Genomic DNA, 11,843 nt, shown 5'->3' with positions numbered 1-11,843 from the left:
CCTCTATTATCAATACCTAAAGTACCTTCATCATATTTTTTACTCCAAGTAGATATAGTACCTGTCCCACTAATATCATATTTTTCACATAAATACGTTAATGAAGCACCTTCCTTATATTCTTTGACTATTTTGATTTTTTCTTCTAAAGTTCTTTTAACATGTTTTCCCATAAAAAATAACACCTCCAAAGTTTTCTAAATTAAGTATATTATACTTTTTATTTAGTGTGTACTCTAGAGGTATTATAATCAAAAGCAGTTTTTTTAATTTATTCACTTTTAATTGCATCAAGTGCAGATAATTTCATAGCACGTTTAGCAGGAAGATATCCTGATAAAACTCCAATGAAAGTAGAAAACAAAAGAGCAATAATAATTAACCAAATAGGTATTACTGAAATTTTAGCTTCAATAGAAGGATCAGCTCCTCCACCCATCATAGAACTAAGAAGCCAACTACTTGCAAAGAAGTTAAAGACAAAGGAAATTAAAAGTGAAAATATAACACCTACTATTCCTCCGAAAAATCCAATAAATCCAGCTTCAACTAAAAATAGTTTTTCAATATCAGAAATTGAAGCTCCAATAACTTTCATAACACCAATCTCACGAGTTCTCTCATAAATACTCATAATCATAGTATTAGTAATTCCAATTGCAGCAACTAAAAAGGCAATTGCTCCAATTCCACCAAAGATTGCTTGGAATATTCTAGCAGTTTGCTTTGAACTCTCAAGCCAATCTGTCATACCAGATGCCTCGTAGCCAAGATTTTTTATTTTAGCTTGAACATCTTTTACATTTTCCATATCATCTACTTTAACTTTAATAGTTGAATATTCATTAGAATCTTTTTCTCTTTTGTCTGCAGGAAGAGCAGCATTAGAAAGTTTTTTTAGTTTCTTAAGATATTCCATAGACATAAATACAGAAGAGTTATTTTCCCAGTCATTGTCATTATTGACTAAAACACCAAGGACTTTTATTCTTTCAACATAGGGTTTTATATTTTGATCTTGATCCATTTCATAAGAATCACCTAGTTGAATATCAATTTTACTTTTCATAGGTTTTATTTTAGTAGAGGCATCAATTCCAGGTCTTTTAGGATCTCTAAAATTTTGAGTAATGCCACCACCAAATATTACGCCATTTTTATCTCCTGAATTTAAAAGCCTACCTTCTTCTATTTTAAATCCAAAGGCTTCCATAGAATCAGGTGTAATTCCAATTATTCGAGTCCAGTCATTTGAATATCTTCCAGATATTAACTTTCCATTAGTTTCCATAATTGGCATAGTTGCACTTACATGATTTATTTCTTTGATTTCTGAAATGGCAGAATCATTTAGTTTTTTTTCTTTACTATTTGAATTATTATCTCCTGAATACATATTATTACGAATATCAAGAGTAGTTAAATCACCCATGGATTTTAAAAAGTTTTCTTGCGTTTGTTGAAGTCCAAAACCAAGAGAAAGCATAACTATAATAGAAGTTGCACCAATTACAACACCAAGTACAGTTAAGAAAGTTCTCAGTTTTCTGCTAAATAGATTTTTAAGAGCCATGGATATTAAATCATTTAGTCTCATTATAATCCTAGATCCTCATCATCATTTTTTTTCTTATCTCTTCTTTTTTTAATAAAGATTCCACTTCCAGCAAGAGCTATAATTAAAATAATTCCACCAATGATTTTTCCTAAAATTGGTTTTTTTGGCTCTTCAAAATTCATATCTTCATCACTAGGTCCCATATCATCCATAATTTCAAATTCATAATCACGTATTACAGATTGATTTTGTCCAGTTGAATCTTCAAAACTAAAAGTAAGAGTTATTCTTTTTTTGCCAGCAGATTCAGGAGTTATATTACAAGAAAAATTATCAGATGAACCTGGTTGGAAATTTCCCTTATAATATGTTGGAGTGTCAAATTTAAGTCCATCTCCTGTTATTTTAACCATTACATTAAATAGTGTAGCTTTTCCTGTATTGTAAAAATCAACAGATAAAGGTGTGTCCATTCCAATAGAAAATTCTCCTTCAGGGATTATTTCACCAACATCAAGTTTAGCCCTTTGAACTACTGGAACTCCAATTTGTTCAGTTGCTGTATATTTTTGAGCAGAACCATCTTCATACTCAAAATTTGCAATTACAGTATAAGTTTTAGCTGCAGTATCAGGAACAGTAGTAAGGGTTATTTCTTTTTCAACTTTAGATCCTGGTGCAATAGATGCTATATAAAAAGTATTTGAAGAATCAATTGGTGTAAATACTGAAGCTGAAGAACTAGATGCACCAGTTTGCTCTGAGCCACCTTCTTGTGATACTGACTCTTGAACATCTGAAGTTAAAAAGATTTTAATATTCTTAACAGCTTTAGATGCATTTGTATTATACAGTTTAAGTCTCATTTTAAAAGGCTTACCAGCTTCTATTATTTCTGGTTCAAAGGAATATTCTTCTATAATAAGTTTTGGTACAGTAGTTTCTCCCTTTTCTCCAGGTTCTTTCTCCTTAGGTGCTTGAACAAAAACTCCTGCAATTTGATTGGTTTCAAAGGGAGTTTCAGTAGTAGTCTTATCAGTGTATGTCGCTTTAAGCTCAACAGGATAATTTCTAGTACTTGCAGATGGTGTAGTTATAAAAGAAAAAGAAAAATGTGCACTTTCGCCAGGTTTTAAAGGCTGAGCATTGATTTGAGAAACTGATTTAGATGCAAGTCCCTCTTGATCTTTACTATCTGCTGTAACTTTTATATCCTTTGCAGTATATTTTCCAGTGTTTTTAAGGTCAAAGGAAATATTTACAGATTTATTTCTTCCAACTGGAGCAGTTGGGAAAGTTATATTTTGAAATTCTAAAGTAGATGGTTTAATATTTGATTTTAAAATATCTACAGAAAACTGGTAATTGCCCTCAATTGGAGCTGAGGTTTCTTTTTCTCCAGTAAATTTATAATCAAGTTTTAACATATAAGAACCAGGTTTTGTAGATTGTTGAGTTTTTAAATTAAAATAAATAAATCTAGATTGACCAGGTTCAAGTCTTGTAATATCAGTTGTAGAAAGTCCATCAGCAAGAGTTATATTATTATTTTCAAGACCTTCAAGGGAAATCTTAATATTTTTAGCAACAGAATCTCCTGTGTTTTTTACTTCAAAAGGTGCTTGAAAAGAAATTCCAGATTCTATTTTATTAAGCCACATAGAATCAACCTTAACTATTTCAACAGATGGATTTATTGCTTTTTCAGGAGCTATAACTCTTACGTATATAATTTCATCTTGTTCTTGAAAATTATTATCTACATAATATCTTAAATTTATCTTTACAGGGATAGTTTTAGATTCAAAGTTTTCATCAGTTTTGATTTTAAAATTTCCACTAAAATTATTCCCGTCACGTAAAGTCTCGTTTTCTTTAATATATCCATCTCCAGATATGTAAACTTTCTCAGGATTTTCAATAATAGCTTGGGCAGATACATTTTCAGCATCTTCACCACTATTATTAGTAACTCTTACATTTATATTTGCTTCTCGTCCTTCAGTAAGATTAATAGTTTGATCGGCTTTTACAGTAAGTTTAATATTTGAAATTTTGTCACTCTTATCATCTCCAGATGCTATTAAAAAATCGCTATTTTTCATTAAATTTGATTTAAAACTTGTTGCTTTAACTGGTGAAATTGAACTAATAAGTATAACTGAAGCAAGGATTAAGCTAGTTTTTTTATTCATTATTCCCTCCAATAATTCTAGGTATTTTTGCAATATTGTCTTTTACATCTATAATTTTGCCATCACGCATTTCAACAATTCTATCGGCATATATTGATGTTTCAGTGTCATGAGTTACAATAATAAGAGTTTGATTATAATCTCTTGCCATTTGACACATGAGATTCATGATTTCAAAGGATGTAGCAGTATCAAGATTTCCCGTAGGCTCATCTGCAAATACAATTCTAGGCTTATCTACAAAAGCTCTTGCAATTGAAACTCTTTGTTGTTGGCCACCACTCATTTCATTTGGTTTGTGAAAAAGTCTATCTCCTAGACCAACTTTCTCTAAGATTTCCTTTGCAAGTTCTTCTCTTTTATTTTTTTCAATTCCCTTAAAAATCATTCCAAGACTTACATTTTCCATGGCATTTAATGTTGGAATAAGATTATAAGATTGAAATACAAACCCGACATTTAGTTGTCTAAATTTAGTAATTTGTTTTTCGGATAATTTTATAATATTTATTTTTTTCTCAGTTCCAACAAAAATATCACCAGTAGTAGGTTTATCAAGTCCAGCCATCATATTTAGAAGGGTACTTTTACCAGAACCAGATGTTCCAAGTAGGCAAAGTATTTCTTCATTATATATATCTAGATTAATTCCATTTAAGGCATAGACCTTTTCACCACCCATATTATAGATTTTTTTTAAGTCTTTTATATTTATTAAAGTCTCTATTTTATACCACCAACTTTCTTGCAATTTTGATAGTAAAAGTATATCATATAGCTAAATATGAATGGTTACAAAAACATAACTAAGTTTTTAAAAATTTATTAAGATTTTTTCAAAAAACTTACTTGACAAGAGTCTGTGTTTTTGATAATATATCACTGTTAATTGAACAAGAACCAAAGACAGTAGGGAACGACAGTTTTAATAATCCTACCGAGGTAAGAAAATTTTATTTACTTATGAAATTTCTATCTCACTATGTCTTGGTGGGATTTTTTTATATTCGGGGGTGAAAGAGTGAAAGAAGAAAAACTTCAAATGAAAACCCAATTAGTGGATGAAATCAAAGAGAAGATTGAAAATGCAGAAAGTATCGTACTTGTAAACTATAGAGGACTTAATGTTGAAGAAGTTACAGAATTAAGATCTAACTTCAGAGAAAAAGATGTTGACTATAAAGTTTACAAAAACACTATGATGAGACGTGCATTTAACGAACTTGGAATTACAGAATTAGATGAACTTTTAAAAGGACCAAGTGCTGTAGCATTCTCTAATGACGACGCAGTTGCAGCAGCAAAAGTTTCTGCTGAATTTGCAAAAGACCACGAAAAGTTAGAAATTAAAGCAGGTATCGTAGATGGAAAAGTTATCGGAGTAGAAGAAGTAAAGGCTCTAGCAGAACTACCATCAAGAGAAGTACTAATCGCTCAAGTACTTGGAGGACTAAATGCTCCAATCCAAGGTCTTGCAAATGTACTAACAGGAAACCTAAGAGGTCTAGCAGTAGTATTACAAGCTATCGCAGACAAAAAAGAAGAAGAAGCTACAGCTTAATAGCAGCTTAGCAGATAATTAATTAAAAATTATTGGAGGTATTTTAAATGTCAGAAAAAATAGAAGCACTTATTGAAGAAGTAAAAGGATTAACAGTTTTAGAACTTTCAGAAGTTGTTAAAGCATTAGAAGAAGAATTTGGCGTTTCAGCAGCAGCACCAATGGCAGTTGCAGCAGCACCAGCAGGAGCAGCAGCACCAGCAGCAGAAGAAAAATCAGAATTCGACGTTGTTCTTAAAGAAGCAGGACAAGAAAAAGTTAAAGTTATTAAAGTAGTTAAAGACTTAACTGGACTTGGACTTAAAGATGCAAAAGCTCTAGTTGACGGAGCTCCTAAAGCAGTTAAAGAAGGAATTGCTAAAGAAGCAGCTGAAGAAATGAAAGCTAAACTTGAAGAAGTTGGAGCAGTTGTAGAACTTGCTTAATTAATTTAAAGTTTTAAAATCCGTATCAATTGATACGGATTTTTTTATGCAAAAAAATAAACCTGCAAGAAGCAGGTTTATAAAAATTTACTTTTTAAATTGTCCCAATAGGAATCTTTTGAGAATACAAGTCTTCTAATAGTTTTATTAGACATTCTAAGGTTCACTTTTTTTAGATTTGTAAAGAAATATTCTTTTCCATCAACTAAAAGTAAATTAGAATTTGCATATCGCTTTTCTGGAACTAAACTTATAATATGATTACCAGGAACTATTACAGGACTTTGTAATGACCTATAAGCAGTACTATTAACTGGAGAAATTGGAGTAAGTTGAATTACATTTAAAGTAGGATATACTATTGCACCACCACTAGAGAAGTTATAGGCAGTAGAGCCTGAAGGTGTGGATATTAAAAGTCCATCTCCTGAAAACTTTTCTAAATGATTTTTGTTTATAAAAACATGGGAATGTATCATTTTAGAGTTTTGAGCTTTAAGCACAACTTCGTTTAAAGCTGTTAGTATATAGTTTTTATTTTTAGTAAAAACTTCAGCACCTATTAAATTTAATTCTTCAACAGAGTAATTTCCTTTAATATAATCATTTATAAATTCGTCCATCTTATCTGGACTTATTTCTTGGAAGAAACCTAAATGGCCTGTGTTAATGCCAACATATGGGATTTGAGAAAAGTTATTTTTGTGAACAGCTTTTAAAAATGCACCATCACCACCTACACAAATTGTAAGTTCTGCTTTGTTGGAAAATTTTGTTGTAGGATTAAATCCCTTTGACTTCAATAAATAAATTAATTTTGAAGTGGTTTTTCTAGATTCAAAATTTGAATTAGATAAAATATTAATAATTTTGTCTTCCACAATGTCCTCCGTTTTCTAATTGTAAGTTCTATTAATTATATTATATAATATTATAAAAATTAAAAAAAATAAAGGGGATAGGATGTATAATTCTAAAGATTACTTTAAATATATAGCAAATAAGGATAATGTTAAGCTAAAAGATTATCTAAAAGACAATGGTATTTCATCGAGATTTTATAGAGAAGTGACAAGAGAAAGTGTCATTTTAGTAAATGATAAAGTAACTAAAAATAATATATTACTTAAAAAAGGTGATGAGATTTTAGTAAAAATACCAGAAGAAAAGCTAAATGCAGAAGCTGAAGAAGGTCCAATACATATATTGTATGAAGATGATGATCTTCTAGTTGTAAATAAAGAGCCTTATATGGTAACTCATACTGCAAAATCAAATATAAATAATACACTGCTTAATTATGCCTGTTATTATTTTAAGAAACAAGATATAAAAAGAAAAGTTAGATTTGTAAATAGACTAGATAGAGATACATCTGGAATAGTTATAATTGCTAAAAATTCACATGCTCATTCTACGATTTCAGCACAGTTTGAAGATGATACTGTAATAAAAAAATATATAGCTCTTACAAAAAATAATTTTAAGACTAATAAAGTGGGTATAATAGAACTACCAATAAAAAGAACTGAAGAGGGAATAAAAAGAACTATTTCAGAAGATGGTAAATATTCAAAAACTGGATATGAAGTTTTAGAAGAAAATGAAGATATAGCAATTGTAAAATTAAGACTATATACAGGAAGAACACATCAAATAAGAGTTCACTTATCTCATATGGGTTGTTCTATAATAGGTGATGAGCTATATGGAGAAAAATCAGATATTATAAATAGACAAGCGCTACATTGTTTTTATATTGAATTTGATCATCCAAGAAGTGGAAATAGACTAAAAATAGAAGCTCCCTTATTTGATGATATGAAGAAAATTTTGTAAACATTGATTACTAGAGGGTTTTAGTGTATAATTAATTTAGTAAATCTGTGGTATTCGATAACACTTCAGTTAATTCAACCGACAAAGATTATATGGGAAATCATATAGATTATTAGATAAAATGCCCTTTAAGGAGGGGACTTTAGAAAATAAGATGAGATTACCCACCTGCTGTTTAGCGGGTATGAATTAATGGAGTAACGGTACCGTGGATTTATTTTTTTGAATAATTGATAAAAATATAACAAACTTAACACTTAAGATAAACTAATATTCGTGATACAATATGAACATAAGTCTAATTATTGATTTAAAATAAGGCGCTAGGGTATAAATTATCATAATATAATATTAAATTTGATAGTAAGATACTTTTAAGATTACTATGATAAGGAGAGATACAATGGGACTATTTGATTACTTAGAAAAGAAAAAACGTGAAGAAAAAAGAAAAGAAGCTTTAAAAGACGCAGGAAAAGTTGCAACAGGCTTAGCAGCAGGTGCAGCAGCAGGATTATTATTCGCTCCAAAGTCTGGTAAAGAGACAAGAGATGAAATTGCTCAAAAATCAAAAGATGTAGCAGATTCAGTAACAAGTGCAGCAGAAGAAGCAGCAGATAGTATTCAATTTAAAGCTTATCAAGCAGGCGAACAAGTTAAAAAAACTTATGAAGATTTAAAAGAAAAAGCATCTTATAAAAAAGATGAAATAGAAGAAGACATTGATATTGCTAAATCTAAAGCTAAAGCTGTTGGCGAAATTGTAAAAGAAGGCGCAGAAGAAGCTAAAGAAGATGTAAAAGAAACAAAAGAATCTGTAAAAGATTCAGCAAAAGTTGTAAAAGAAAACCTTGAAAAAGGCGCAGAAGAAGTTAAAGAAGAAGCTAAAGAATCAAAAGAAAAAATTGATAAAGAAATAAAATAGTTAATAAGTAGGAGTTGGTAAGAATGCAAACGGCTATTACGCTACATGATCTATTGAGAATAATCTTATATTTAGCCGGTGCTGGAGCTCTTATTTATTTAGCTCTTGTACTAAAAAATGTACTGAAATTAGTAAATCATTGCAATGATATCTTAGAAGAAAATCATAAAATAATTGATGATACTATAAAAAAAGTGCCAACATTAACAGATAATGCAGTGGATATTACAAATAATGTTAATATCATTACAAAGGAATCATCAGAAATAGTAACAGCAGCAAGACCTGATGTGGAAAAAATAGTAAGCGCAGCAGGAAATGTAGCTCAAACTGTAGATGATATATCAAGGACAGTAGACACAACAACACTAAAGGTTAAAAGTACAGTATCAAATGTATCAGATACAATATCAGATACAGCAAAAACAATATCTATTAATGCAAATAATATAATAGATTACTTCTATATTGCAAGAGAAGTAGTCTATGCTATAAAAGATGTGTTTTTATCAAAATGATAATCTAAGAATAAAAAGCAGATTTCTAGTATAATTATATTGGAAATCTGCTTTTATTATTGTTTATTTTAATATATCTTTAGTATAATATACAAGGACATTCTTGGAGGGTATATGAAAAAGATAAAAATTATTGCAAATCCTAAATCGGGAAGAGAACAAGCATTAACAAAAATAAATCAATTAATAAATTTATTTAGTGAAGATGGATATAAAATAGATTTAAGATTTACTAAAAAAAGAAATGATGGAATGATTTTTGCAGAAGAAGATGAAGGTGAAGACTTAATTATATGCTATGGAGGAGATGGAACATTAAATGAGGTAGTAAATGGAATCTATCACAGAAATAGAAAAGTACCACTCGCTATACTTGCAGGAGGCACTGTAAATGATTTTGCAACTTTTTTAGATCTTCCAACAAATATAAGAGATTTTTATGATATGATAAAAGCGAATAATCAAATAGATGTAGATCTTGGAATGGCAGGGGAAAGAGTCTTTGCAAATGTAGCAGCAGCAGGATTGTTAACTGAGGTTGCATATACAGTTTCTGATGATTTAAAAAGTAAAATAGGTAGAATGGCCTATTACTTTGAAGGAATTAAAGAATTTGCAAGACTTAGGCAAATGGATGATAGAGATTTAATAAAAGCAAAAATTAAATCAGAGGAACTAGAATCAGAAGAAGAAATTCATATGTTTTTAGTTGCGAATTCTGCATCAGTAGGTGGATTTAAAAAAATAGCACCAAAAGCAGAAGTTTATGATGGTTATTTAGATGTTGTAATATTAAAGGGAATAACTTCAGGGGAAGTATTAGAAATAGCACCTTCAATATTAAGCGGAAAACACATAGATCACAATAAAATTATTTATCTAAAAACTAAAGAAATAACAATAGAAACAGATAAAAAACTTGTTGTAGACGTAGACGGGGAAAAAGCGGGGGAACTCCCAATGACTTTTAAAGTGCTAGATAAAGCACTTAAATTAATAGTAAGAGGAGGAGATTAATTTGGCATCGACTATAAAAGACGTAGCAAAAATGGCAGATGTATCAATATCAACAGTATCAAGAGTTATAAATGACTCAAAACCAGTAAGTCCTGAGGCTAGAAGAAGAGTACTTCATGCAATAGAAGTATTAGATTACAAGCCAAATGAAGTAGCTAGAAGTTTAGTTACAAAAAAATCAAACTTAATAGGAGTTATTGTAGATGACATTGGTTCATCTTATGTAAGTCAAATATTAAGAGGAGTAGAAGAAATAGGTAGAATGTATAAGTATGACATATTACTATCAAGCTCCTATGGAGATTCAGAAATAGAACTTAAATTTGCGAAATTATTTTCACAAAAGCAAGTAGAGGGAATTATTGTAATCTCAAATAAATTAAATCAAAAATTAATGTATAAACTAGAAGAAAGTAAAATCCCATATATTAATATGAATAGATTTTATAATATAGAAGATACATTGACAGTAAGAATTGACTATGAAAAAGCAAGTTATGAAATTACTAAATTCTTACAAGAACTAGGACACAAAAAAATAGATATTATTGCTATGAAAAAAGATATAGACAGAACTGAAGAAAGACATAAAGTAACTGGATATGAAAAGGCAATGAAAGAAGAAAACTTAGACACTAATGGAATATATACAATGGGTGTAAGTGAAAAAGATGTTCTAGATGTATCAGATGAAATAATAAAAAGTGTAAAAGATGGAACAACTGCTTTTTGTTGTACTCAAGATGAACTTGCAATATTTACAATAAATACATTAGTAGATAATGGATACAAAGTTCCAGAGGATATATCTGTAACAGGATTTGGTGGAACTGCTCTAAGTGGAATATATAGACCAAAACTTACAACTGTAAAAATACCATATTATGATATAGGTGCAGTTGCAATTAGAAAAATATTAAAAGAAATTAAAAAAGAAACAACAGAAGAAGAAGCAATAGTATTACCAGTTCAAATATTAAAAAGAGAAAGTACTAAGAAAATAGACTAATGAAAGCAAGTATAAAAATACTTTGTAGTGGTGAAATCTATAATCTAGGCTTATTAAGTGCCTTAAAGGGCGAAAACATAAAAATAATTAAAGATAAAAAGGACCTATCAGATGAAGATATACTAATAACTGATAGGTACTTTTATAATAGAAAAAGAATAATTATGATATATGATGATATATATAAAGCGCTACTGGGTAATGAAAGAGTAAGGCTTTTAAGAGATGTATCAGAAGAAGAGCTTATTATGGCTGTAAAATCAGCAAAACGTAATAAAACCTATATAGATAGTAAGATAGCTAAAGTATTAGTAGAACAAGATCAATTAGTATCTACAATAGAAACTCTAAATATAAGAGAGAAAGAACTTGTAAAGGGAATACTTAAAAATCTAACAAATAAACAAATGTCTAAAGCCTTGTTTTTAAGCGAAAAAACAGTTAAAAACAATCTAACTGATCTATATAAAAAGCTAGATGTAAAAGGAAGAACAGAACTACAAGAGAAAATTTATAAAATAAAAATGTAAAAAATGTATAATTTATATTGACATGAAAAGCATAGAATGGTAAACTATTAAAAGTCAGTAAAGCAAGAACAAATTGCAAAGAAGCTGACAATAAAAAATTAAAAAAATGTTAAAAAGTTCTTGACAAAGATCTTCAGATATTTTATAATTAAAAAGCTGTTGAAGTTAGACAGTAACTAAAAGACAGCAGATAAAAAGTTTAAAAAATATAATAAAAAAGTCTTGACAAAAGATAAAAAATATTATATACTAAACAAGCTGAAAAA

13 protein-coding genes, 1 other RNA gene and 1 other annotated feature are annotated in these 11,843 nt (G+C 29.3%); of the genes, 9 read left to right on the top strand and 5 right to left on the bottom strand.

Translation table 11 applies throughout. The features are described 5' to 3' along the window. From J2Z71_RS09095 to J2Z71_RS08650, 4 genes are all read right to left on the bottom strand, one after another. A partial coding sequence (locus J2Z71_RS09095) for a helix-turn-helix domain-containing protein (RefSeq protein WP_210062239.1) occupies nt 1-173 on the bottom strand: 173 nt, incomplete at its 3' end. A gap of 98 nt (nt 174-271) precedes the next feature. Next, nucleotides 272-1,597, bottom strand: coding sequence for an ABC transporter permease (locus J2Z71_RS08660; RefSeq protein ID WP_210062238.1), 1,326 nt, complete (start codon nt 1,595-1,597; stop codon nt 272-274). Next, nucleotides 1,597-3,753 (bottom strand): COG1361 S-layer family protein, encoded by a 2,157-nt coding sequence (locus J2Z71_RS08655; RefSeq protein ID WP_210062237.1) that lies wholly within the window; start codon nt 3,751-3,753, stop codon nt 1,597-1,599. The genes J2Z71_RS08660 and J2Z71_RS08655 overlap by 1 nt, the downstream gene beginning before the upstream one ends. Then, entirely contained in the window at nt 3,746-4,435 is a 690-nt protein-coding gene (locus J2Z71_RS08650) for an ABC transporter ATP-binding protein (protein WP_210062236.1), read from the bottom strand. Before J2Z71_RS08650 ends, J2Z71_RS08655 begins: the two co-directional genes overlap by 8 nt. A gap of 200 nt (nt 4,436-4,635) precedes the next feature. Then, nucleotides 4,636-4,766: a sequence feature (ribosomal protein L10 leader region), on the top strand. Nucleotides 4,767-4,774: 8 nt separating this feature from the next. Here J2Z71_RS08650 and rplJ point away from each other — a divergent pair. Further along, nucleotides 4,775-5,314 carry a 50S ribosomal protein L10 gene (rplJ, locus tag J2Z71_RS08645; RefSeq protein ID WP_342590816.1) on the top strand — a complete coding sequence of 180 codons (540 nt, stop codon included), beginning with the start codon at nt 4,775-4,777 and terminating at the stop codon, nt 5,312-5,314. A gap of 47 nt (nt 5,315-5,361) precedes the next feature. Further along, entirely contained in the window at nt 5,362-5,739 is a 378-nt protein-coding gene (gene rplL, locus J2Z71_RS08640) for a 50S ribosomal protein L7/L12 (protein WP_210062234.1), read from the top strand. 77 nt (nt 5,740-5,816) lie between these two features. Here the strand turns inward: rplL and J2Z71_RS08635 are convergent, their stop codons facing one another. Beyond that, entirely contained in the window at nt 5,817-6,620 is an 804-nt protein-coding gene (locus J2Z71_RS08635; RefSeq protein WP_210062233.1) for an NAD(+)/NADH kinase, read from the bottom strand. An 82-nt stretch (nt 6,621-6,702) separates the two neighbouring features. Between J2Z71_RS08635 and J2Z71_RS08630 the strand changes: the two genes are divergently transcribed. The 7 genes from J2Z71_RS08630 to J2Z71_RS08600 all read left to right on the top strand — a co-directional run bounded on the left by J2Z71_RS08630 (nt 6,703) and on the right by J2Z71_RS08600 (nt 11,577). Beyond that, nucleotides 6,703-7,578, top strand: coding sequence for an RluA family pseudouridine synthase (locus J2Z71_RS08630; RefSeq protein WP_210062232.1), 876 nt, complete (start codon nt 6,703-6,705; stop codon nt 7,576-7,578). Between the two features lie 39 nt (nt 7,579-7,617). Further along, nucleotides 7,618-7,797: non-coding RNA, 6S RNA (gene ssrS / locus J2Z71_RS08625), on the top strand. 184 nt (nt 7,798-7,981) lie between these two features. Beyond that, the gene (locus J2Z71_RS08620) at nt 7,982-8,503 is read left to right on the top strand and encodes a YtxH domain-containing protein (RefSeq protein WP_210062230.1); all 522 of its coding nucleotides are present in this window, start codon (nt 7,982-7,984) and stop codon (nt 8,501-8,503) included. 23 nt (nt 8,504-8,526) lie between these two features. After that, on the top strand, nt 8,527-9,021 hold the full coding sequence (locus tag J2Z71_RS08615; RefSeq protein WP_210062229.1) for a hypothetical protein: 495 nt from the start codon (nt 8,527-8,529) through the stop codon (nt 9,019-9,021). Nucleotides 9,022-9,135: 114 nt separating this feature from the next. Next, nucleotides 9,136-10,038 (top strand): diacylglycerol/lipid kinase family protein, encoded by a 903-nt coding sequence (locus J2Z71_RS08610; RefSeq protein WP_210062227.1) that lies wholly within the window; start codon nt 9,136-9,138, stop codon nt 10,036-10,038. Nucleotide 10,039: 1 nt separating this feature from the next. Continuing rightward, nucleotides 10,040-11,047 carry a LacI family DNA-binding transcriptional regulator gene (locus J2Z71_RS08605; RefSeq protein ID WP_210062225.1) on the top strand — a complete coding sequence of 336 codons (1,008 nt, stop codon included), beginning with the start codon at nt 10,040-10,042 and terminating at the stop codon, nt 11,045-11,047. After that, nucleotides 11,047-11,577 (top strand): LuxR C-terminal-related transcriptional regulator, encoded by a 531-nt coding sequence (locus J2Z71_RS08600; RefSeq protein WP_210062223.1) that lies wholly within the window; start codon nt 11,047-11,049, stop codon nt 11,575-11,577. The genes J2Z71_RS08605 and J2Z71_RS08600 overlap by 1 nt, the downstream gene beginning before the upstream one ends. Nucleotides 11,578-11,843 lie beyond the last annotated feature (266 nt).

The organism is Peptoniphilus stercorisuis (genome assembly GCF_017874395.1).
Taxonomy (GTDB): domain Bacteria; phylum Bacillota; class Clostridia; order Tissierellales; family Peptoniphilaceae; genus Anaerosphaera; species Anaerosphaera stercorisuis.
Note: the sequence above shows the minus strand (reverse complement) of the source record. Positions and strands in the feature narration are given on the sequence as shown.